Annotated in this window: 22 protein-coding genes; 9 read left to right on the top strand and 13 right to left on the bottom strand. The window is 70.2% G+C overall.

Annotated elements, in window-relative coordinates; all coding sequences use genetic code 11:
* Window positions 1–7: 7 nt before the first annotated feature.
* From GA0115233_RS12850 to GA0115233_RS12825, 6 genes are all read right to left on the bottom strand, one after another.
* Window positions 8–1,264 (bottom strand): cysteine desulfurase, encoded by a 1,257-nt coding sequence (locus GA0115233_RS12850; RefSeq protein ID WP_093720326.1) that lies wholly within the window; start codon window positions 1,262–1,264, stop codon window positions 8–10.
* Window positions 1,261–2,025 (bottom strand): Fe-S cluster assembly ATPase SufC, encoded by a 765-nt coding sequence (gene sufC / locus GA0115233_RS12845; RefSeq protein ID WP_093720325.1) that lies wholly within the window; start codon window positions 2,023–2,025, stop codon window positions 1,261–1,263. The genes GA0115233_RS12850 and sufC overlap by 4 nt, the downstream gene beginning before the upstream one ends.
* A gap of 7 nt (window positions 2,026–2,032) precedes the next feature.
* Window positions 2,033–2,353: a non-heme iron oxygenase ferredoxin subunit gene (locus GA0115233_RS12840; RefSeq protein ID WP_093720324.1), complete on the bottom strand. Its 321-nt coding sequence runs from the start codon at window positions 2,351–2,353 to the stop codon at window positions 2,033–2,035.
* Complete coding sequence (sufD, locus tag GA0115233_RS12835) at window positions 2,350–3,534, bottom strand: Fe-S cluster assembly protein SufD (protein ID WP_093720323.1); 1,185 nt, start codon at window positions 3,532–3,534, stop codon at window positions 2,350–2,352. Before sufD ends, GA0115233_RS12840 begins: the two co-directional genes overlap by 4 nt.
* A 61-nt stretch (window positions 3,535–3,595) precedes the next feature.
* Window positions 3,596–5,017, bottom strand: coding sequence for a Fe-S cluster assembly protein SufB (sufB, locus tag GA0115233_RS12830; RefSeq protein WP_093720322.1), 1,422 nt, complete (start codon window positions 5,015–5,017; stop codon window positions 3,596–3,598).
* Window positions 5,014–5,724, bottom strand: coding sequence for a helix-turn-helix transcriptional regulator (locus GA0115233_RS12825; protein WP_093720321.1), 711 nt, complete (start codon window positions 5,722–5,724; stop codon window positions 5,014–5,016). Before GA0115233_RS12825 ends, sufB begins: the two co-directional genes overlap by 4 nt.
* A 172-nt stretch (window positions 5,725–5,896) precedes the next feature.
* Between GA0115233_RS12825 and GA0115233_RS12820 the strand changes: the two genes are divergently transcribed.
* Complete coding sequence (locus tag GA0115233_RS12820; RefSeq protein WP_093720320.1) at window positions 5,897–6,694, top strand: aminoglycoside N(3)-acetyltransferase; 798 nt, start codon at window positions 5,897–5,899, stop codon at window positions 6,692–6,694.
* Here the strand turns inward: GA0115233_RS12820 and GA0115233_RS42330 are convergent.
* The gene (locus GA0115233_RS42330) at window positions 6,643–6,792 is read right to left on the bottom strand and encodes a DUF995 domain-containing protein (RefSeq protein WP_369691367.1); all 150 of its coding nucleotides are present in this window, start codon (window positions 6,790–6,792) and stop codon (window positions 6,643–6,645) included. The two genes, GA0115233_RS12820 and GA0115233_RS42330, sit on opposite strands and share 52 nt — an antisense overlap.
* On the opposite strand from GA0115233_RS42330, the gene GA0115233_RS12815 reads away from it, so the two are divergent.
* From GA0115233_RS12815 to GA0115233_RS12805, 3 genes are all read left to right on the top strand, one after another.
* The gene (locus GA0115233_RS12815) at window positions 6,740–7,663 is read left to right on the top strand and encodes an ABC transporter ATP-binding protein (protein WP_093720319.1); all 924 of its coding nucleotides are present in this window, start codon (window positions 6,740–6,742) and stop codon (window positions 7,661–7,663) included. The genes GA0115233_RS42330 and GA0115233_RS12815 overlap by 53 nt on opposite strands.
* Before the next feature lie 47 nt (window positions 7,664–7,710).
* Window positions 7,711–8,427, top strand: a complete 717-nt coding sequence (locus tag GA0115233_RS12810) for an ABC transporter permease (protein ID WP_093720353.1) — start codon at window positions 7,711–7,713, stop codon at window positions 8,425–8,427.
* 77 nt (window positions 8,428–8,504) lie between these two features.
* Window positions 8,505–9,509 (top strand): COX15/CtaA family protein, encoded by a 1,005-nt coding sequence (locus GA0115233_RS12805; protein ID WP_176711758.1) that lies wholly within the window; start codon window positions 8,505–8,507, stop codon window positions 9,507–9,509.
* Here GA0115233_RS12805 and GA0115233_RS12800 read toward each other — a convergent pair.
* The 4 genes from GA0115233_RS12800 to GA0115233_RS12785 all read right to left on the bottom strand — a co-directional run bounded on the left by GA0115233_RS12800 (window position 9,464) and on the right by GA0115233_RS12785 (window position 12,571).
* Window positions 9,464–9,748 (bottom strand): hypothetical protein, encoded by a 285-nt coding sequence (locus tag GA0115233_RS12800; RefSeq protein WP_369691366.1) that lies wholly within the window; start codon window positions 9,746–9,748, stop codon window positions 9,464–9,466. The genes GA0115233_RS12805 and GA0115233_RS12800 overlap by 46 nt on opposite strands.
* 124 nt (window positions 9,749–9,872) lie before the next feature.
* On the bottom strand, window positions 9,873–10,979 hold the full coding sequence (locus GA0115233_RS12795; protein WP_093720317.1) for an amidohydrolase family protein: 1,107 nt from the start codon (window positions 10,977–10,979) through the stop codon (window positions 9,873–9,875).
* A gap of 120 nt (window positions 10,980–11,099) precedes the next feature.
* Complete coding sequence (locus GA0115233_RS12790) at window positions 11,100–11,432, bottom strand: hypothetical protein (RefSeq protein ID WP_093720316.1); 333 nt, start codon at window positions 11,430–11,432, stop codon at window positions 11,100–11,102.
* Window positions 11,433–11,617: 185 nt separating this feature from the next.
* On the bottom strand, window positions 11,618–12,571 hold the full coding sequence (locus GA0115233_RS12785; RefSeq protein ID WP_176711757.1) for a heme o synthase: 954 nt from the start codon (window positions 12,569–12,571) through the stop codon (window positions 11,618–11,620).
* 355 nt (window positions 12,572–12,926) lie between these two features.
* On the opposite strand from GA0115233_RS12785, the gene tkt reads away from it, so the two are divergent.
* The 5 genes from tkt to pgl are packed head-to-tail and all read left to right on the top strand — an operon-like array spanning window position 12,927 to window position 19,528.
* A complete protein-coding gene (gene tkt / locus GA0115233_RS12780) occupies window positions 12,927–15,014 on the top strand; it encodes a transketolase (protein ID WP_093720314.1) in 2,088 nt (695 codons plus the stop codon).
* Between the two features lie 33 nt (window positions 15,015–15,047).
* Window positions 15,048–16,166: a transaldolase gene (gene tal, locus GA0115233_RS12775; protein ID WP_093720313.1), complete on the top strand. Its 1,119-nt coding sequence runs from the start codon at window positions 15,048–15,050 to the stop codon at window positions 16,164–16,166.
* A gap of 13 nt (window positions 16,167–16,179) precedes the next feature.
* On the top strand, window positions 16,180–17,709 hold the full coding sequence (gene zwf, locus GA0115233_RS12770) for a glucose-6-phosphate dehydrogenase (protein ID WP_093720312.1): 1,530 nt from the start codon (window positions 16,180–16,182) through the stop codon (window positions 17,707–17,709).
* The gene (gene opcA / locus GA0115233_RS12765; protein WP_093720311.1) at window positions 17,706–18,749 is read left to right on the top strand and encodes a glucose-6-phosphate dehydrogenase assembly protein OpcA; all 1,044 of its coding nucleotides are present in this window, start codon (window positions 17,706–17,708) and stop codon (window positions 18,747–18,749) included. Before zwf ends, opcA begins: the two co-directional genes overlap by 4 nt.
* Window positions 18,746–19,528: a 6-phosphogluconolactonase gene (gene pgl, locus GA0115233_RS12760; RefSeq protein ID WP_093720310.1), complete on the top strand. Its 783-nt coding sequence runs from the start codon at window positions 18,746–18,748 to the stop codon at window positions 19,526–19,528. Before opcA ends, pgl begins: the two co-directional genes overlap by 4 nt.
* A gap of 508 nt (window positions 19,529–20,036) precedes the next feature.
* On the opposite strand, the gene GA0115233_RS12755 is transcribed toward pgl, so the two are convergent.
* Together GA0115233_RS12755 and GA0115233_RS12750 are read right to left on the bottom strand one after the other, a co-directional pair.
* A complete protein-coding gene (locus GA0115233_RS12755; RefSeq protein WP_093720309.1) occupies window positions 20,037–20,876 on the bottom strand; it encodes a carbohydrate ABC transporter permease in 840 nt (279 codons plus the stop codon).
* Window positions 20,873–22,234: an ABC transporter permease gene (locus tag GA0115233_RS12750; protein WP_093720308.1), complete on the bottom strand. Its 1,362-nt coding sequence runs from the start codon at window positions 22,232–22,234 to the stop codon at window positions 20,873–20,875. The genes GA0115233_RS12755 and GA0115233_RS12750 overlap by 4 nt, the downstream gene beginning before the upstream one ends.
* Between the last annotated feature and the right edge of the window lies 1 nt (window position 22,235).

Here is a 22,235-nt window from a genome sequence, read left to right as displayed (position 1 = left end):
CAACCCCTCAGCCGAAGAAGTTCCGTACGTGCTCCAGGCCGTCCACCAGAGCGTCGATCTCGGCCGGCGTGGAGTACAGATAGAACGACGCTCGCGTGGTCGCGGGAATTCCGTACCGCAGGCAGACGGGCCGGGCACAGTGGTGGCCCACCCGGACCGCGATGCCCTGCTCGTCCAGGACCTGGCCCACGTCGTGCGGGTGGATGTCCCCGAGCGTGAAGGAGATCGCCGCGCCCCGGTCCTCGGCCGTGGTGGGGCCGATGATCCTGAGGTCCGGCACCTCCACGAGCCGCTTGACCGCGTACTCGGTGAGGGCGTGCTCATGGGCGAGGATCTTGTCCATGCCGATGGAGCTGAGGTAGTCGATCGCCGCGCCCAGGCCGATGGCCTGGGAGATCGGCGGGGTGCCCGCCTCGAACTTGTGGGGCGCGGGCGCGTAGGTCGAGGAGTGCATGGACACCGTCTCGATCATCTCGCCGCCGCCGAGGAACGGAGGCAGGTCCTCCAGCAGCTCCTGGCGGCCCCACAGCACACCGATGCCGGTCGGGCCGCACATCTTGTGGCCGGTGAAGGCCACGAAGTCGGCCTGCAGCGCCTGCACGTCCAGCGGCATGTGCGGAGCGGCCTGGGAGGCGTCGACGCAGACCAGCGCGCCGACCTCCTGGGCGCGGCGCACGATGGCCTCGACCGGGTTGACCGTGCCCAGGATGTTGGAGACCAGCACGAAGGAGACGATCTTCGTCTTCTCGGTGATGATCTCGTCGATGTTGGACAGGTCGAGACGGCCGTCGTCGGTCAGGCCGAACCACTTCAGCTTCGCGCCCGTGCGCTGCGCCAGCAGCTGCCACGGCACGATGTTGGAGTGGTGCTCCATCTCCGTGATGACGATCTCGGTCTCGTGGTCCACGCGGTAGGGCTCGTCGGCCCAGCCCAGCATGTTGGCCACGAGGTTGAGGGACTCGGAGGCGTTCTTGGTGAAGATCACCTCGTCGCGGCTGGGCGCGTTGATGAACTCGGCGACCTTGTCCCGCGCGCCCTCGTAGAGCGCCGTGGCCTCCTCGGCGAGGACGTGCACGCCGCGGTGGACGTTGGCGTTGTGCTGCTCGTAGTACTCGGAGAGCACGTCGAGCACCTGGCGCGGCGTCTGCGAGGTCGCCGCGTTGTCCAGGTAGACGAGCTTCTTGCCGTCGTGCAGGACGCGGTCCAGGATCGGGAAGTCCTTGCGGAGCGCCTCTGTGTCGAGGAGGCCCGGCAGCTGTGTCACGCGGATGCGCCACCCTTCACGTACTTGTCGTAGCCCTCGGCCTCCAGCTGGTCCGCCAGCTCGGCGCCGCCGGACTCGACGATGCGGCCGTTGGCGAACACGTGGACGTGGTCGGGCTTGATGTAGCGCAGGATGCGCGTGTAGTGCGTGATCAGCAGGGTGCCGACCTCGCCGGACTCACGGACCCGGTTGACGCCCTCGGAGACGACGCGCAGGGCGTCGACGTCGAGGCCGGAGTCGGTCTCGTCGAGGATGGCGACCTTCGGCTTGAGCAGCTCCAGCTGAAGGATCTCGTGACGCTTCTTCTCACCGCCGGAGAAGCCCTCGTTGACGTTGCGCTCGGCGAAGGAGGGGTCCATGTTGAGGCGCTCCATGGCCTCCTTGACCTCCTTGACCCAGGTGCGCAGCTTGGGGGCCTCGCCGCGGACGGCGGTGGCGGAGGTGCGCAGGAAGTTGGAGACCGAGACGCCGGGGACCTCGACCGGGTACTGCATGGCGAGGAACAGGCCGGCACGGGCGCGCTCGTCGACGGACATCTCCAGGACGTCCTCGCCGTCGAGGGTGACGGTGCCGCCGGTGACGGTGTACTTCGGGTGACCCGCGAGGGAGTAGGCGAGGGTCGACTTGCCGGAGCCGTTGGGGCCCATGATGGCGTGCGTCTCGCCCTGCTTCACGGTGAGGTCGACGCCCTTGAGGATCTCCTTCTCGGCGTTGTCGGCCTCGACGGTGACGTGCAGGTCTCGGATTTCAAGCGTAGCCATGGGTGCCTCAGGACTCCTGGGTGAGGGAGACGAGCACGTCGTCCCCTTCGATCTTTACGGGGTATACGGGGACGGGGCGCGTCGCGGGAAGGCCGGACGGCTTGCCGGTGCGGAGGTCGAACGCGGAGCCGTGCAGCCAGCACTCGATCTGGCAGTCCTCCACCTCGCCCTCGGAGAGCGAGACGTTCGCGTGGGAGCAGATGTCGTAGATGGCGAACACCTCCCCCTCGGTACGGACGACCGAGACCGGCGTGCCGTCGAGTTCCACCCGCTTCGGGGTGTCCTCCTCCAGCTCGCTCAGCCCACAGACGCGTACGAAGGTGGTCATGCGACCGACGCCTCCAGCTCCTCTTCGATCTTCGCGAGGAGGCGCTCCTCGATGTCCTCGACACCGATCTGCTGGACCAGTTCGGCGAAGAAGCCGCGGACCACCAGGCGGCGGGCCTCGTGCTCCGGGATGCCGCGGGCCATCAGGTAGAAGAGCTGCTCGTCGTCGAAGCGGCCGGTCGCGGAGGCGTGTCCGGCGCCGACGATCTCGCCGGTCTCGATCTCCAGGTTCGGCACCGAGTCGACGCGGGCGCCGTCGGTGAGGACCAGGTTGCGGTTCATCTCGTAGGTGTCGGTGCCCTCGGCCTTGGCCTCGATGAGCACGTCACCGATCCACACGGCGTGCGCCTCGTCGCCCTGCAGGGCGCCCTTGTAGACGACGTTGGACTTGCAGTGCGGGACGTTGTGGTCGACCAGGAGGCGGTGCTCCTGGTGCTGGCCGGCGTCGGTGAAGTACAGGCCGAACAGCTCGGCCTCGCCGCCGGGGCCCGCGTAGGTGACGCGCGGGTGCAGGCGGACGACGTCGCCGCCGAAGGTGACGACCACGGACTTGAGGCTGGCGTCGCGGCCGACCAGGGCGTTGTGCTGGGCGACGTGGACGGCCTTGTCGTCCCAGTCCTGGACGGAGACCACGGTGAGCTTGGCGCCGTCGCCGAGGAGGTAGTCGACGTTGGCGGCGAGCACCGCGTCACCGGTGTGGTCGATGACCACGACGGCCTCGGCGAACGCGCCGAGCTCGATGACCTGGTGGCCGTAGGCGGTACCGCCCTCGCCGCGCACGGCGATGCGGATCGGCTCGGTGAGCACGGCCTCCTTGGGCACGGTCACGACCGAGGCCTTCTCGAAGGCGGAGTACGCCTGGGCGGCGATCCGGTCCACCGGGGTGCCGGCCTTGCCGAGCCGGGCGTCGTCGCGGCCGACGGTCTCGACGGTGACGCCCTCGGGGGCCTCCACAGTGACCTGTACACCGTCACCGGTGGCGACGGCGGTGCCGTCGTGCAGCCCGCGCAGGCGCTCCAGCGGGGTGAACCGCCATTCCTCCTCGCGGCCGTGCGGGACCGGGAAGTCCGCGACGTCGAAGGAGGGGGGCGCGCTCATACGGGTCGCGACGGTGGACTCGGCGGCCACCGCGATGGCGCCGGCGGTGGTGGAGCCCACCGGGGTGTTCTGAGCCTCAGCCATGGCTGTCGGTCTGCTCGCTTTCTTGCGGTAAGGGGCTTGATGGAGTTCCGGCGGCGGGTGCTTAGCCGACCGCGCCTTCCATCTGGAGCTCGATCAGCCGGTTGAGCTCAAGGGCGTACTCCATGGGCAGCTCCTTGGCGATCGGCTCGACGAAGCCGCGCACGATCATCGCCATCGCCTCGTCCTCGGACAGACCGCGGCTCATCAGGTAGAAGAGCTGGTCCTCGGAGACCTTGGAGACGGTCGCCTCGTGGCCCATGGACACGTCGTCCTCGCGGACGTCGACGTACGGGTACGTGTCGGAGCGGGAGATGGTGTCGACGAGCAGCGCGTCGCACAGCACGTTGGACTTGGCGCCGGGCGCGCCCTCGCCGATCTCGATCAGACCGCGGTAGGAGGTACGGCCGCCGCCGCGCGCCACCGACTTGGAGACGATGTTGGACGACGTGTTCGGCGCCATGTGGACCATCTTGGCGCCCGCGTCCTGGTGCTGGCCCTCGCCGGCGAAGGCGATGGACAGGGTCTCGCCCTTGGCGTGCTCGCCCATCAGGTAGACGGCCGGGTACTTCATCGTCACCTTGGAGCCGATGTTGCCGTCGATCCACTCCATGGTGGCGCCCTCGTAGGCGACGGCGCGCTTGGTGACCAGGTTGTAGACGTTGTTCGACCAGTTCTGGATGGTCGTGTAGCGGCAGCGGGCGTTCTTCTTGACGATGATCTCGACGACCGCGGAGTGCAGCGAGTCCGACTTGTAGATCGGGGCGGTGCAGCCCTCGACGTAGTGCACGTAGGCACCCTCGTCGACGATGATCAGGGTCCGCTCGAACTGGCCCATGTTCTCGGTGTTGATCCGGAAGTAGGCCTGCAGCGGGATCTCGACGTGCACGCCCTTCGGCACGTAGATGAAGGAGCCACCCGACCACACGGCGGTGTTCAGCGCGGCGAACTTGTTGTCACCGGCCGGGATGACGGTGCCGAAGTACTCCTTGAAGAGCTCCGGGTGCTCCTTCAGGGCGGTGTCGGTGTCGAGGAAGATGACGCCCTGCTCCTCCAGGTCCTCGCGGATCTGGTGGTAGACGACCTCGGACTCGTACTGGGCGGCGACACCGGCGACCAGGCGCTGCTTCTCGGCCTCCGGGATGCCCAGCTTGTCGTAGGTGTTCTTGATGTCCTCGGGCAGGTCCTCCCAGGACTCCGCCTGCTTCTCCGTGGAGCGCACGAAGTACTTGATGTTGTCGAAGTCGATGCCCGACAGGTCCGAGCCCCAGTTCGGCATGGGCTTCTTCTCGAAGAGCTTCAGGCCCTTGAGGCGGAGCTTGGTCATCCACTCCGGCTCGGACTTCTTCGAGGAGATGTCCTTGACGACGTCCTCGTTGAGGCCGCGCTTCGCAGCCGCACCGGCCTCGTCGGAGTCGGCCCAGCCGTACTCGTACTTGCCCAGACCCTCAAGTTCGGGGTGGGCAGTCTCCGTGGGGAGAGTCATGCGGGGTTCCTCCCGGCCGTGCTTGCAGATGCGTTGTGGGAAATCTTGGGGATGAACGTCGTGCAGACGCCGTCGCCGTGCGCGATGGTCGCCAGCCGCTGGACGTGCGTTCCGAGCAGTTGGGAGAAGAACTCGGTCTCCGCCTCGCAGAGCTGCGGGAACTTTTCCGCGACATGAGCCACCGGGCAGTGGTGCTGACAGAGCTGCTCGCCGACCGGTGCGCTGCGCGCCGTAGCAGCGTACCCGTCCGCGCTCAGCGCCCTGGCGAGGGCTTCGGTGCGCTGCTCGGGGTCCGCGGCCTCGACGGCCTCGCGGTAGGCGGCGGCCTGCTCGGCGATCCGGGCGCGGGCGAAGGCCACCACGGCCTCGTCCCCGCCGAACCGCTCCTGGATGTAGCGCAGAGCGTCCGCGGCGAGCTTGTCGTAGGACTGGTCGAAGGCGTCGCGGCCGCAGTCCGTGAGCGCGAAGACCTTGGCGGGGCGGCCCCGGGTCCGGGTGCCGTACACCCGCTGCTCGCGGGCCTCCACCACGTCGTCGGCGACGAGCGCGTCCAGATGCCGTCGTACGGCCGCCTGGGTGAGACCCAGCCGTCCGGCCAGCTCGGCGACGGTCGACGGGCCGTGATCCAGGATGGACCGCGCGACCCGGTTGCGGGTGGACCGCTCACCGGTCGCGAGCTCCTCATGGGCCTCGCCGACGTTTTTCACAACGCCATTGTTGCGTAATTCCTCAGACTCGGGCAAGCGGCGTCCGAACCCCTGAGCGGTGCCCTGCGTCACTTAGGTTTACCTAATCTGACCTGCGCAAACGATCTTTGATCGATCAAACGCGACCGCAATTCGGTGGCGTCGCCGGGCCCCTTCGAGGAGACTCCCGGCCATGTCGACACCCCCTCCCACCGGCCCACTTGTCACTCGGACGACCGTCTCCGAGGCCCTGGGCGAGCTGGGCGTCAAACCCGGCGAAATCCTCCTGGTGCACTCCTCGCTCAGCTCCCTCGGATGGGTCTGCGGAGGGGCGGTGGCGGTCGTTCAGGGTCTCCTGGACGCGCTCGGCCCCGAGGGCACACTCGTCGTCCCCACCCAGTCCGGCGACCTGTCCGACCCGGCGGTGTGGAGCAATCCGCCGGTGCCCCAGGAGTGGTGGGAGCCGATCCGGGCCACGATGCCCGCCTACGACCCCCTGATCACGCCCACGCGCGGGGTCGGCGTGATCCCGGAGACCGTACGCACCTGGCCCGGCGCCCTGCGCAGCGCGCACCCGCAGACGTCGTTCGCCGCCGTCGGTCCGCGCGCGGCCGAGGTGCTGGAGGGGCACGCCACCGACTGCCGGCTCGGCGAGCGCAGCCCGCTGGCCCGGCTGGAGGCGCTGCACGCGCGCGTGCTGCTGCTCGGCGCCGGGTACGACGCCTGCACCGGCTTCCACCTGGCCGAGTACCGCATACCGTCCCCGCTGGTGAAGGTCGGCCGCCCCGGACCTGCGGGCTGGGAGACCGTCACCGAGGTGTCCATCACCTCGGACCGCTTCGACGAGCTGGGCCACGACTTCGAACGGGACCGTCCCGTCGTACGGGGCAGGGTCGGGGCGGCCGACGCGCGGCTGTTCCCGGTGGCGGACGCGGTGGCCTACGCGCAGCGGTGGCTGGAAATCCACCGTCCCCGTGCGGAGGAGATCTGAACCCCCCGGTCCGGGCGGGCCGACGTCTCCCTAGACTCTGGACCCATGCGAACTGAGCCCGTGGTCCAGGTCCAGGCCCTGGTGAAGCGGTACGGCACGAAGACCGCCGTGGACGGCCTCGACCTGGTGGCCCGGGCGGGCGTGACCGCCGTGCTCGGACCCAACGGCGCGGGCAAGACCACGACCGTGGAGACCTGCGAGGGATACCGCAGGCCGGACTCCGGGACGGTGCGGGTGCTGGGCCTGGACCCGGTACGGCAGTCCCGCGAGCTGCGGCCCCGGATCGGTGTGATGCTCCAGTCCGGCGGGGTGTACTCCGGCGCCCGCGCCGACGAGATGCTCCGCCACGTGGCCAAGCTGCACGCCCACCCCCTCGACGTGGACGCCCTGATCGAGCGCCTCGGCCTCGGCAGCTGCGGCCGGACCACCTACCGCCGGCTGTCCGGCGGCCAGCAGCAGCGGCTCGCACTCGCCATGGCCGTCGTGGGCCGCCCGAAACTGGTGTTCCTGGACGAGCCGACCGCGGGCCTGGACCCGCAGGCCCGGCGCGCCACCTGGGACCTGGTCCGCGATCTGCGCACCGACGGGGTTTCGGTCATCCTGACCACCCACTACATGGACGAGGCCGAGCAGCTCGCCGACGACGTGGCGATCATCGACGCCGGCCGGGTCATCGCCCAGGGTTCCCCCGAGGAGCTGTGCCGCGGCGGCGCCGAGAACACCCTGCGCTTCATCGGCCGCCCCGGCCTCGACGTGGGCTCGCTGCTGAAGGCGCTGCCCGCCGACTGCCTGGCCGCCGAGCTGACGCCGGGCTCGTACCGGGTGTCCGGCAAGGTCGACCCGCAACTGCTCGCCACGGTCACCTCCTGGTGCGCGCAGCACGGGGTGATGCCGGAGAAGATCTCGGTGGAGCGGCACACCCTCGAAGACGTGTTCCTGGAACTGACCGGCAAGGAGCTGCGCTCGTGACCGTGGGTACCTACGCCCCGAAGCCCGGGGCCGCCCCGCTGCCCCGCATGATCATGGCGCAGGCCGCGCTGGAGACGAAGATGCTCCTGCGCAACGGCGAGCAGCTGCTGCTCACGGTGGTGATCCCGACGCTGCTGCTGGTGCTGTTCAGCACCGTGGACATCGTGGACACCGGCGAGGGCGAGGCCGTCGACTTCCTCGCCCCCGGCATCCTGGCGCTCGCGGTGATGTCGACGGCGTTCACCGGCCAGGCCATCGCCACCGGCTTCGAGCGCCGCTACGGCGTGCTGAAGCGGCTCGGCTCCTCCCCGCTGCCGCGCTGGGGCCTGATGACGGCGAAGACCCTGTCGGTGCTGGTGACCGAGGTGCTCCAGGTGCTGCTGGTGACGGTGATCGCCTTCGCGCTCGGCTGGGACCCGCAGGGCAACCCCCTCGCCGTGGCCCTGCTCCTGGTCCTCGGCACGGCCGCCTTCTCCGGGCTCGGCCTGCTCATGGCGGGCACCCTGAAGGCGGAGGCCACCCTCGCCGCCGCCAACCTGGTCTTCCTGCTGCTGCTCCTGGGCGGCGGGGTGATCGTGCCGCTCGACAAGTTCCCGGACGCGGCGCAGGACGTGCTGGGCCTGCTGCCCATCGCGGCGCTCTCCGACGGCCTGCGGGACGTGCTCCAGGACGGCGCCGGGATGCCCTGGGGCGACCTGGGGATCCTCGCGGTGTGGTCGGTGCTGGGGCTGGCCGCGGCGGGCCGGTTCTTCCGCTGGGAGTGAGCGGGTCCACATCCCGCCTCCGGGACCCTCGTGAAAGCGTGCACAAGCGCGGGCCTACGATAGGGCGCGTGCCAAATCTGACCCGCGCCGACGCCGTCACGGCTGTGCGCAACCCGCTCGCCTTCATCGCCGCACGCTGGACCCCCGACCCGAGGACGGTTCGGCGGGCGGCCCTCGCCGCGCTCGTCATGTCGGTGGTCATCGTGGTGACCGGCGGCGCGGTGCGGCTGACCGGGTCCGGGCTGGGCTGCCCGACCTGGCCCAAGTGCACCGAGGACTCGCTCCACAACACCGCCGAGATGGGCATCCACGGCTACATCGAGTTCGGCAACCGCATGCTGACGTACGTGCTGTGCGCCGCCGTCGGCTGGGCGATCGTCGCCGCGCGCTCGCAGAAGCCGTACCGGCGGGATCTGGTCCGGCTGGGCTGGGCGCAGTTCTGGGTGGTCATGAGCAACGCGGTCCTCGGCGGCATCGTCGTCCTGGTGGGCCTGAACCCGTACACGGTCGCCGCGCACTTCCTGCTCTCCACGGTGCTGATCGCGGTGGCCACGCTGATGTGGCAGCGCACCCGGGAGGGCGACGGCGCGCCCCGCCCGCTGGTCGGCAAGTCGGTGCAGCAGCTGGTCTGGATCCTGGTCGCGGCCACGGTGCTGCTGATCGCCGTCGGCACGGTCGTCACCGGCGCGGGACCGCACGCGGGCGACTCCAGCGAGGTCGAGCGGATGCCGCTGGACTGGGAGAACGTCAGCAAGCTGCACGCGGTCCTGGCCTGGATCGTGGTGACCCTGACCTTCGCCCTCTGGTTCGTCCTGAAGGCGGTCGACGCCCCGCAGGGCCCCCTGGCGCGCACCCGCGAGCTGTTCCTGGTCCTCCTGGCCCAGGGCGCCCTCGGCTACATCCAGTACTTCACCGAGCTGCCCGAGATCCTGGTCGGCGCCCACATGTTCGGCTCCTGCCTGGTCTGGATCGCCACCCTGCGGGTGCTGCTGTCCCTGCGGGAGCGTCCGGAGACGGAGCCGCCGGGCCTCCCGGCTCAGCAGCCCGACGCGACGAGCCCGTCGATGGCGGAGCCCAGGTAGCTCCGGGTCAGTCCGGCCCGGCGCCGGGTCCACTCCTCGGTGACCGGCGCGGGATCGCCGTAGCGACGGCGGCGGATGTCGTCCACGACCTCGCCGGGAGCCCGGAGCGAGGGCAGCAGCTCCAGCGCCTCGCGCTTGGAGATCAGGCGGCCGTCGCGGGCGGTGACGGCGGCGCGGGCGAAGGTGAGCAGGCCCAGGTCGACCCAGACGTCCTGCGTCCACAGCGAGCGCCTGTTCACGGCGGGCCGCCAGAACTCCCGCTGCTCGGTCAGGTGCCGGCGGGCCGCGTCGTCCAGCGTGTCCGGGGTCAGAGCACTGCGATCAGGTCCAGGTCGCTGCGGCCCTCCTGGTAGTCGCCCCAGCTCACTCCAGTCCGTACACTCGCCGCGCGTTCCCCGCCGCGATCAACCCGGCCACCCGCTGTGCGTCCGTCAGGGACCACGCGCCCTCGGCCACCCAGGTGCCGAGTACCCGGCTGAGGGACTCGCGGAAGAGGCGGGCGCCCACGACGTGGAGTTCGGGGAGTTCCTGGCCGCCGCTGGAGAAGAGGATCTTGCCGAAGGGGGCCAGCTCCAGGATCTCCGCGAGGATCGTCGCCGCGCGGGCGCCGGTGCGCGCCAGGGCGGCGCCCGAGTCGGCGTAGACGTGCGGGAAGACGCCCGCGAGGTGGGCGGCGTGGCGGTGGTACGGGTAGCTGTGCAACAGGATCAGGTCGGTGCCAAGGCCCGCCGTGGCGCGGACGAAGTCGGTGAGCAGGACCGGGTCCGTACGGTCGATGCGCAGGCCCGGCTCGCCGAGCCCCGCGTGCAGTTGCAGGGGCAGGCCCGAGGCGACCGCGCTCCACAGCAGGTGACGCAGGAGGACCGGGTCGGTGAGGGCGCCGCCCACCCGTCGGCCCGCCATCCAGCGCCCCGCCGCACCTCGTACCTCCCCCGGCCCCGGCGGCTCCGGTGCCAGGGCGAAGCCGTGCCGTACGCCCGCCACCGAGGTGAAGGCGACCGCGTGCGCGGCGGCGCCGTGGACGGACTCGGCAAGGTTGGCGAGGAAGGACTCGACGGTGCCGGAGGTGTCGGCGACCTGTTCGGCGAGGAGTTCCAGACGGACGATCTCGTGGGCCCGGGCGGCCCCGGTGGAGGCCAGTTCGTCGGGGCCGGTGAGGTCGCCGGGCAGCCCGGTGTCGACCAGATAGGTGGTGATGCCGCTGCCGCGCAGCAGCCGGCGCCCCGCCTCCAGGACGCCGAGTTCACGGCGCCGGGCGAGATAGCGGGCGGGCGGGCAGTGCGGTTCCAGGCCGAGCAGCGGCGGGCACCAGCGCCGTACCGCGAAGCCCGTCTGGGTGTCGAAGAGCGTGGTGCCGGGCGCGGGCGGGCCCTCGGTGCGGGCGAGCCGGGCCTCGAAGGTGCCGAGGCCCAGCTCGGTGCGCAGCACTCCGTGGCAGTACTGGTCCACGAGGGACGGCGTTTCGATCATCCGGGCTCCCCGTGCTCGCCTTTATGGGGCTTAACGGGTGAACCGGCGTCGGGGGTGCGGGCGGAGTGCCGCGGGCGTTCCGCGGACCTTGGGAACGCCTCGGTCGTACTTCGGAACGCCTCAGGCGTTCTTCGGACCGCCGACCTGGATCCCGGCCATCCGGGACCACTCATACCGGCCGGTCTTCACCTTCGCCGCGAACTCGCCGTCGAAGTCCTCATGGACGGTGATGCCGGCCTTCTTCACGGCCTGCTCGGCGATCTCCTGGGTCGGGGCGACCAGGTTGCCCCAGTTGCCGTCCTCGCCGACGAGGGCGATCCGGGCGCCGCGCTGCCCGATGTAGGCCACCTGGGCCTCGGCGCCGCCGTGTGCCTTGGAGAAGGCGTTGATCTGCTTGGCCAGCTTGGCCGCCCGGCGCTCGGCCTTCGCGTCAACCTCTTGCGTGTCTGCCATGGCCAGGATGCTACCGACGGGTAGATCAAAGGGCGATGCCGGGGCGGAGTGACCCGCGCCTCAGCGGTCCCCGCGGCCTGCCGACCGAAGCCGCTCCTCCGCCGTACAGCGGCACGCCCACCGCCCACGCCCGGGCCCCACGCGGCAGGTCCACCCCGCCACCGAACCGGCCCAAGCGGCAAGCGCTAGCGCAGGAAGGGGTCCACCGCCACGGCCACGAACAGGAGGGAGACGTAGGTGATGGACCAGTGGAACAGCCGCATCTCCTTCAGCTTCGCGCCCGTCACCTCGGCCTTCGCCCGGGTCTGCAGGGCGTGGGCCTCCCACAGCCACCAGCCGCCCGCCACCACGGCGACCAGCGTGTAGAACCAGCCGGTGTAGCCGAGCGGGGTCAGGAGCAGGGAGACGCCGACCATGACCCAGCTGTAGAGCACGATCTGCCGGGCGACGACCTTGTTGGAGGCGACGACCGGGAGCATCGGCACGCCCACGCGCGCGTAGTCGTCCTTCACCTTCATCGACAGCGGCCAGTAGTGCGGCGGCGTCCAGAAGAACATCACCATGAAGAGGACGACCGGCGCCCACGACATCGAGTTGGTCACCGAGGACCAGCCGATCAGCACCGGCATGCAGCCCGCGATGCCGCCCCACACGATGTTCTGCGACGTACGCCGCTTGAGGATCATCGTGTAGACGACGACGTAGAAAAGGAGCGCTCCGAGGGCGAGCCACGCCGACAGCCAGTTGACGGTGAGACCGAACAGGAGTGTGGACACCACCGCGAGGGTGATTCCGAAGGCGAGGCACTCGCGCGGGCTCACCATTCCGGTGACCAGCGGCCGCTGCGAGGTGCGGTCCATCAGCGCGTCGATGTCGCGGTCGATGTACATGTTGAGCGCGTTGGCGCCGCCCGCGGACAGATAACCGCCGAGGCAGGTCAGCAGGACCAGCTTCAGATCGGGCACGCCCTGCTGCGCCAGGAACATCACCGGAACGGTGGTGATGAGCAGCAGCTCGATGATCCGTGGCTTGGTCAGCGCGACAAACGCCATCGTCCGGGCGCCGATCGGCCGCCGACTCGGGCTCTGGCTCGCCCCGACAATCCCCGCTGGACGGGATTCAACGGCCGTCACGCACACCCCTGACAGAGACATCCCAGCGAGCCGCTCCCGTGTGAAGCGACGGTAAAGGCTCGCGCGTACCACGCCACTGTAGACGTTGCCCAGACCCGGACATTCGCGGGGGTGGCCTCGTGTTGGCGAGCACCGCTGGAAGAGCTGATCGAGACTCGATTGAGCACTCGTTCGAGCGGCTTCGTATTCAGTTGCCGAAGACCGTACGACCCAGTCGGGAGGCGGATCCCGACGAGTCCCGGCAGTCTGGAATGACTCGAAAAAACGCACGTACATACGGGGGTAGGCTCGACAACGGCCGGGGCGCTCCGTGCACCGGCATTCGACATGCGTGACATGTGGAGAGGAGCCCTGACCCAGGGTGAGCACCAAGCCGACCACCACAGACCTTGAGTGGACCGAGCTGGACCAGCGGGCCGTGGACACCGCCCGAGTCCTGGCCGCCGACGCCGTACAGAAGGTCGGCAACGGCCATCCCGGCACGGCGATGAGCCTCGCGCCCGCCGCGTACACCCTCTTCCAGAAGGTGATGCGCCATGACCCGGCCGATGCCGACTGGGTCGCCCGGGACCGTTTCGTGCTGTCCGCGGGCCACTCGTCCCTGACGCTGTACACCCAGCTGTACCTGGCCGGTTTCGGCCTGGAGCTGGACGATCTGAAGTCGTTCCGCACCTGGGGCTCGAAGACCCCGGGTCACCCGGAGTACGGCCACACGGTGGGTGTGGAGACCACGACCGGCCCGCTGGGCCAGGGTGTGGCCAACGCGGTGGGCATGGCGATGGCCGCCCGCTACGAGCGCGGCCTGTTCGACCCGGAGGCCCCGGCCGGCGAGTCTCCGTTCGACCACTTCGTCTTCTGCATCGCCGGTGACGGCTGCCTCCAGGAGGGCATCTCCGCCGAGGCGTCCTCGCTGGCCGGTCACCAGAAGCTGGGCAACCTGGTCCTGCTGTGGGACGACAACCACATCTCGATCGAGGGCGACACCGAGACGGCCGTCTCCGAAGAGGTCACCAAGCGCTACGAGGCCTACGGCTGGCACGTGCAGCGCGTGGAGCCGCAGGCCAACGGCGACCTCGACCCGAAGGCGATCTACGAGGCCGTCCAGAAGGCGAAGGCCGTCACGGACCGGCCCTCCTTCATCGCGATGCGCTCGATCATCGCCTGGCCCGCCCCGAACGCCCAGAACACCGAGGCCGCGCACGGCTCGGCGCTGGGCGACGAGGAGGTCGCGGCCACGAAGCGCGTCCTGGGCTTCGACCCGGAGCAGAGCTTCGAGGTCTCCGACGAGGTCATCAACCACACCCGCCAGGCCCTGGAGCGCGGCCGCCAGTTCAAGGCGGAGTGGGAGAAGTCGTTCCAGGAGTGGCGCAGCAACAACCCCGAGCGCGCGGCCGAGTTCGACCGCATCAGCGCCGGTGAGCTGCCCAAGGACTGGGAGCACGCGATCCCGGTGTTCGAGCCCGGCAAGGGTGTCGCCACCCGCGCCGCCTCCGGCAAGGTCCTCCAGGCGCTCGGCCCGGTCATCCCGGAGCTGTGGGGCGGCTCGGCCGACCTCGCGGGGTCGAACAACACCACGATCGACAAGACCAGCTCCTTCCTCCCGGCCGACAACCCGCTGCCGGAGGCCGACCCGTACGGGCGGACCATCCACTTCGGCATCCGCGAGCACTCCATGGCCGCGGAGATGAACGGCATCACGCTGCACGGCAACACCCGCGTGTACGGCGGCACCTTCCTGGTGTTCTCCGACTACATGCGCAACGCCGTCCGCCTCTCGGCGCTGATGCACCTGCCGGTCACCTATGTCTGGACCCACGACTCCATCGGTCTGGGCGAGGACGGCCCCACCCACCAGCCCATCGAGCACCTCGCCTCGCTGCGCGCCATCCCGGGTCTGAACGTGGTCCGCCCAGCGGACGCCAACGAGACCGCGATCGCCTGGCGCGAGATCCTCAAGCGCTGGACGAAGGAGTTCGGCAAGGGCACGCCGCACGGTCTGGCCCTCACCCGCCAGGGCGTGCCGACATACGAGCCCAACGAGGACGCCGCCAAGGGCGGTTACGTCCTGTTCGAGGCGTCGAACGGCTCCCCCGAGGTGATCCTGATCGCCACCGGCTCCGAGGTCCACGTCGCGGTCGCGGCGCGGGAGCAGCTGGAGGCCGACGGGGTGCCGACCCGCGTGGTGTCGATGCCGTCCGTGGAGTGGTTCGAGGAGCAGGAGCAGGGGTACCGGGACAGCGTCCTGCCGCCCGCCGTCAGGGCGCGCGTCGCGGTGGAGGCCGGTATCGGGCTCACCTGGCACAAGTACGTCGGAGACGCCGGCCGGATCGTCTCCCTGGAGCACTTCGGCGCTTCCGCCGACGGCAAGGTCCTTTTCCAGGAGTACGGCTTCACCGCGGAGAACGTGGCCGCGAAGGCGCGGGAATCCCTCACCGCCGCCCAGCGCTGACGCCCATATACGACACGTAGGAGATGTAATTCCATGACAGACGCACTCAAGCGCCTCTCCGAGGAAGGCGTGGCGATCTGGCTGGACGACCTGTCGCGCAAGCGGATCACGTCCGGCAACCTCGCCGAGCTGATCGACCAGCAGCACGTCGTGGGCGTCACCACCAACCCGACCATCTTCCAGAAGGCGATCTCGTCGGGCGACGGTTACGAGCAGCAGCTCGCCGACCTCGCCGCCCGCAAGGTCACCGTGGACGAGGCGGTCCGCATGATCACCACGGCGGACGTCCGGGACGCCGCCGACATCCTGCACCCGGTCTTCGAGGCGACCGGCGGGCAGGACGGCCGGGTGTCGATCGAGGTCGACCCGCGGCTCGCCCACAACACCCGGGCCACCGTCGCCGAGGCCAAGCAGCTCGCCTGGCTCGTCGACCGCCCCAACACGCTGATCAAGATCCCGGCCACCAAGGCGGGCCTGCCGGCCATCACCGAGGTGATCGGTCACGGCATCAGCGTCAACGTCACGCTCATCTTCTCCCTGGAGCGCTACCGCGAGGTCATGGAGGCCTACCAGGCGGGTCTGGAGAAGGCGAAGGCCAGGGGCCTGGACCTGTCCCTGATCCACTCCGTGGCCTCCTTCTTCGTCTCCCGCGTGGACACGGAGATCGACAAGCGGATCGACGCGCTGGGCACCGACGAGGCCAAGGCCGCCCGCGGCAAGGCCGGTGTCGCCAACGCCCGCCTGGCCTACCAGGCGTACGAGGAGGTCTTCGGCACGGACCGCTGGGCCGCGCTGGAGAAGGCGGGCGCCAACAAGCAGCGTCCGCTGTGGGCCTCCACCGGTGTGAAGGACCCGGCCTACAAGCCGACCCTCTACGTCGACGAGCTGGTCGCCCCCAACACCGTCAACACCATGCCGGAGGCCACCCTGCTGGCCACCGAGGAGTCCGGCGAGATCCGCGGCAACGCGGTCTCGGGCACCTACGAGCAGGCGCGCGCCGAACTCGACGCCGTCGAGAAGCTCGGGATCTCCTACGACGACGTGGTGCAGCTGCTGGAGGACGAGGGCGTCGAGAAGTTCGAGGCGTCCTGGAACGACCTGCTGAAGTCGACCGAGGCGGAGCTGGAGCGCCTCGCCCCCTCGGAGGGCTGACGTCTTGTCCCCCATGTCCGGTTCCGGAGCGAACCCGCTTCGTGACCCCGCCGACCGACGGCTCCCGCGTATCGCGGGGCCGTCGGGCCTGGTGATCTTCGGCGTCACGGGCGATTTGTCACGAAAGAAGCTCATGCCCGCCGTGTACGACCTGGCGAACCGGGGCCTGCTGCCGCCGGGTTTCTCGCTGGTCGGCTTCGCCCGGCGGGAATGGCAGCACGAGGACTTCGCGCAGGAGGTCCACGACGCGGTCAAGGAGCACGCCCGCACCCCCTTCCGTGAGGAGGTCTGGCACCAGCTCATCCAGGGCATGCGGTTCGTGCAGGGCACCTTCGACGACGACGAGGCGTTCGAGAGGCTGCGCGACACCATCCAGGAGCTGGACAAGCAGCAGGGCACCGGCGGCAACTTCGCCTTCTACCTGTCCGTGCCGCCGCGCTCCTTCCCGGTGGTCATCCAGCAGCTGAAGAAGCACGGCCTCGCCGACCAGACGGGCGGGTCCTGGCGCCGCGCGGTCATCGAGAAGCCCTTCGGCCACGACCTGAAGTCGGCCGAGGAGCTCAACAAGGTCGTCCACGAGGTCTTCTCCCCGGACCAGGTCTTCCGCATCGACCACTACCTGGGCAAGGAGACCGTCCAGAACATCCTGGCGCTGCGGTTCGCCAACACCATGTTCGAGCCGATCTGGAACCGGTCCTTCGTGGACCACGTCCAGATCACCATGGCCGAGGACATCGGCATCGGCGGCCGGGCCGGGTACTACGACGGCATCGGCGCCGCCCGTGACGTCATCCAGAACCACCTCCTCCAGCTGATGGCGCTCACCGCCATGGAGGAGCCCGCGTCCTTCGACGCGGACGCGCTCGCCGCGGAGAAGACCAAGGTGCTCGGTGCCGTCCGGCTGCCGAAGAACCTGGGCCGGGACACCGTGTTCGGGCAGTACGCGGCGGGCTGGCAGGGCGGCGAGAAGGCGGTCGGCTACCTCCAGGAGGAGGGCATCGACCCGCAGTCGAAGACCGACACCTACGCCGCGATCAAGCTGGAGGTGGACAACCGCCGATGGGCGGGCGTCCCCTTCTATCTGCGCACCGGAAAGCGCCTCGGCCGCCGGGTCACCGAGATCGCGGTCGTGCTGCAGCGGGCGCCGCACTCCCCCTTCGACCACACGGCGACGGAGGAGCTGGGCAAGAACGCGATCGTGATCCGCGTCCAGCCGGACGAGGGCGTCACGGTCCGGTTCGGGTCCAAGGTGCCCGGCACCTCGATGGAGATCCGGGACGTGTCCATGGACTTCGCCTACGGCGAGTCCTTCACCGAGTCCAGCCCCGAGGCGTACGAGCGTCTCATCCTGGACGTCCTGCTCGGCGACGCCAACCTCTTCCCGCGCACCGAGGAGGTCGAGCTGTCCTGGAAGATCCTCGACCCGATCGAGGAGTACTGGGACAGGCACGGCAGGCCGGCCCAGTACCCGGCCGGCACCTGGGGTCCCGTCGAGGCGGACGAGATGCTGGAGCGAGACGGACGGAGCTGGCGCCGGCCATGAAGATCGATCTGACGGACACCACGGCCAGCAAGATAAACAAGGCCCTCGTGAAGGGCCGCCGCGCCATCGGCACGCCTGCCGTCGGCATGGTGCTGACGCTGGTCATCGTGACGGACGAGGAGAACGCGTACGACGCGCTCAAGGCCGCCGGTGACGCCTCGCGCGAGCACCCCTCGCGCACGCTGGTGGTCATCAAGCGCGTCTCGCGCTCGCCCCGGGACCGTACGTCCTCGCGCCTGGACGCCGAGGTGCGGGTGGGTGCCGACGCGGGCACCGGCGAGACGATCGTGCTGCGCCTGTACGGCGAGGTGGTGGACCACGCCCAGTCGGTGGTGCTGCCGCTGCTGCTGCCGGACGCGCCGGTCGTGGTCTGGTGGCCGGTGAACGCGCCGCTGGACCCGGCGAACGACCCGCTGGGCGCACTGGCACAGCGCCGGGTCACCGACACCTACGCCTGCGAGCAGCCGGTGCGCGAGCTGGAGGCACGGGCCGGTGCCTACACGCCCGGTGACACGGACCTGTCGTGGACCCGCATCACGCCGTGGCGTTCGATGCTGGCGGCGGCCCTCGACCAGGTCGTGTGCCAGGTCAAGGCCGTCGAGGTCGAGGGCGAGGAGTTCAACCCGAGCTGCGAGCTGCTGGCGATGTGGCTCGCGGACCGGCTGGACGTGCCGGTGAAGCGGTCGCTGTCGTCGGGCCCCGGTCTGACGGCGGTACGGATGGCCACCGACTGCGGCCCGATCGTGCTGGACCGGGCGGACGGCTCGCTGGCGACGCTGTCCATCCAGGGCCAGCCGGACCGTGCGGTGGCGCTGAAGCGGCGGGACACGGCCGAGCTGATCGCGGAGGAGCTGCGGCGGCTGGACCCGGACGACACGTACGCGTCGGCGCTGCGGTACGGGGTGTCGCGGCTGAAGACGGCCGCGGACGAGCCGGAGCCGGAGCCGGGGTCGGCACCCGAGCCGAAGCCCGCTGTGGAGGCGTCGCCTGCCGCGCTGGCCGCGAAGAAGGGCCCGGCGAAGAAGGCGGCCGCGCAGTGAGCACTCCGCAGCTGGTCGTGCACCGCGACAAGGAGCTGATGGCGCAGGCCGCCGCGGCTCGCCTCATCACGCGGATCGTGGACGCCCAGGCGTCGCGCGGTACCGCGTCGGTGGTCCTCACGGGTGGGCGCAACGGCAACGGTCTGCTGGCCGCGCTGGCCGCCGCGCCGGCGCGGGACGCCATCGACTGGGGGCGGCTGGACCTGTGGTGGGGTGACGAGCGGTTCCTGCCGGAGGGCGATCCGGAGCGCAATGTCACCCAGGCGCGCGAGGCCCTGCTGGACTCCGTGCCCCTGGACCCCAAGCGGGTGCACGCCATGCCCGCGTCGGACGGTCCGCACGGGGCGGACGCGGACGCGGCGGCGGCCGCCTACGCCGAGGAGCTGGCGCGGGCGGCGGGTCCCGAGAACCACGGGACGGTTCCCGTGTTCGACGTGCTGATGCTGGGCGTAGGGCCGGACACGCATGTGGCGTCCCTGTTCCCGGAGCTGCCGGCGGTCCGTGAGACGGAGCGGATGGTGGTGGGGGTGCACGGCGCCCCGAAGCCCCCGCCGACGCGCGTCTCCCTGACCCTCCCGGCGATCCGATCGGCCCGCGAGGTCTGGCTGCTGGCGGCGGGCGAGGACAAGGCGCAGGCGGCGGCGATCGCGTTGTCGGGCGCCGGCGAGATCCAGGCCCCGGCGGCGGGCGCGTACGGCCGCCAGCGCACCCTGTGGCTCCTGGACGCGGCGGCAGCGTCCCAACTCCCCCGGTCGCTGTACCCACCGGCGTCACCGTGAGGTGGGGGGCGGCGGGGGCCCGGTCTTTCTCGCCCCCGCCGCCCCTCCCCATTCCCGACCCTTGGGGGCCCCGCCCCCAAACCCCCAACCGGCCCTGAACGGGCCTCGTCCTCAAACGCCGGACGGGCTGAGAGTCGCCGGGCGGCGTAGCCACCAACGGGTGGGTGGGGGCTAGGGACGGCAAGAGCCTCGTCCCCAAACGCCGGAGGGCTGAGGGCTCCCGAGCGCTGTCAGGTACGCGGGAAATTTCAGCCCTCCGGCGCTTGAGGAGCGGGATCTGGGGCGGAGCCCCAGCAAAAAGGGGCGCGGGGAACTGCGCGACCAGCCCCCACCGGCCCGCACCCGAGGCACAACCGGTGGTCCCGAAGGGGCGCGGGGAACTGCGCGACCAGCCCCCACCCACCCGCACCCAAAGAACAACCCCTCGGGGTCGAAGGGGCGGAGCCCCTGGAGGATGGGACGGGTAGGGGCGGCGGGGGCGAGGAAACGCCCCCGCGCAACCACCCCGTCACTTCACCGAACCCGCCATCACCCCCTGCACAAAGTGCTTCTGGAAGGCGAAGAACACGACCACCGGCACCACCAGGGACAGGAACGCCCCCGGCGCCAGCACATCGATGTTGCTTCCGAACTGCCGGATCTGCGACTGGAGTTCAACCGTCAACGGCTGCGAGGAGCTGTCGGCGAACAGCAGCGCCACCAGCATGTCGTTCCAGACCCACAGGAACTGGAAGATGGCGAGGCTCGCGATCGCCGGACGGCCCACGGGAAGCACGAGCCGCGTGAAGATCCGCCACTCCCCACCCCCGTCCATCCGCGCCGCCTCCAGCATCTCCTTCGGCATCTCCGCGAAGTAGTTCCGCAACAGGAACACCGCGAAGGGCAGCCCGTAGGCCACGTGGAAGAGCACGACACCCGGGATCGTCCCGAACAGCCCCAGCTGACCGAAGAGTTTGGCCACCGGCAGCAGACCGACCTGCACCGGCACCACCAGCAACGCCACCACGACCAGGAAGATCGCGTCCCGCCCGGGGAAGTCCAGCCAGGCGAAGGCGTATCCGGCCAGCGCCGCCAGAATCACGACCAGCGCGGTCGCCGGGACCGAGATCAGCACGGTGTTCCAGAACGCCCGCGTGATCCCGGCGTTGTCCAGCAGCGCCGAGTAGTTGTCGAAGGACAGCTGCCCGGGACTGGTGAACACCGTCCACCACCCACCCCGCGCCGTGTCCTCGGCGGACCGCAGCGAGGACAGCAGCAGCCCGGCCAGCGGGGTGAGCCAGATCAGCCCGATCAGTACGAGGAAGGCCTGGACCGCGCTGCTGCCGAGGGCCTTGCGCACCGCGTTCATCGCTGACTCCTTCGGAAGCGGCGGAGGTTGAAGACCATGGCCGGCACCACGAGCAGCAGCAGGAGCACACCGAGGGCACTGCCGAGCCCCTGGTTGTTGCCGCCGCCGAAGGACACCAGCCACATCTGGGTGGCGAGCACGGTGGCGTCCTCCTGCACCGGTCCCGGCGCGATGATGTAGACGAGGTCGAAGACCTTCATCACGTTGATCACGAGGGTCACGAAGACCACGGTGAGCACGGGCGCCAGCAGCGGCACGGTGATCTTGCGGAAGATCTGCCACTCGTTGGCGCCGTCCATCCGCGCCGCCTCCAGCGCGTCCCGCGGCAGGGTGGACAGCCCTGCCCCGATCAGCACCATCGCGAACCCGGTCCAGATCCACAGGTACGCCCCGATGATCGCCGGGGTGACCAGCGCCGGCCCGAGCCAGGAGATCCCGTCGTAGGGCGGGGAGAAGTTGGAGGCCGGCAGGCGGACCTCGTACTCGCCCTGCTCCAGGCCGGTGAAGCGGAAGGAGCCGTCGGAGGCCGTGGTGGTGCTCGCGACCTTCTCACCGTCGCGCACCGCCTCGACCTTGACCTCGGGCAGTCCGCTCTCCTTCGGGTCGACCTTGCCCTGTTCCCCGCCCCCGCCGGGGGTGAAGTCCAGGTAGACGACACCGCTCAGCGCGCCGGGCTCGGCGGGCCGGGCCGCCGCCCCGGCGGCCGGTTCGGCGCCGGAGGGCAGGTCCTTGGGGGCGACGCCGACCAGGCCGAGGGCCAGGGTGTCCCCGGGTGAGCCGGTGGCCCGGTACGAGCCGTCCGACTCCTTGGTCAGGCCCTGCCCCTCACGGGCACGGGCCGTCGGATAGGAGGAGGTGCCCTTGACCGCGTCGTGGACGGCCACGACGGCGGCGTTGAGGACGCCCTTGTCGGGGTCCTCGTCGTAGGCGAGCCGGAAGATGATTCCGGCGGCCAGGAAGGACACCGCCATCGGCATGAACAGCAGCAGCTTGAACGCGGTGGCCCAGCGGATCTTCTCCACCAGCACGGCGAGGATCAGACCGAGGCCGGTGAGCAGGGCGGGGGCCACCACCACCCAGATCGCGGTGTTGCGGACGGCCTTGAGGGTGGCCGGGTCCTGGAACATCTCGGTGTAGTTCTCGCCGCCCACGAACTTGTCGCCGGAGGCGTCGAAGAAGCTGCGGCCGATGGAGAACAGCACCGGGTAGACGACGAGCGCGCCGAGCAGCAGCAGCGCGGGGAGGACGAAGAGGGAGGCGATCAGCCAGCCCCGCCGCCGCATCCGCCGTACCCGTGGCGGCTGCGAGGTCGCCGGTGGCGGCGGGGGGTTCGTCTCCTTGACGACGGTCGCGGTCATG

It is taken from the genome of Streptomyces sp. DI166 (assembly GCF_900091315.1).
Classification (GTDB): Bacteria; Actinomycetota; Actinomycetes; order Streptomycetales; family Streptomycetaceae; genus Streptomyces; species Streptomyces fuscus.
The sequence above is the reverse complement of the archived record's forward strand: the minus strand, read 5'-3'. Positions and strand labels throughout refer to the sequence as shown.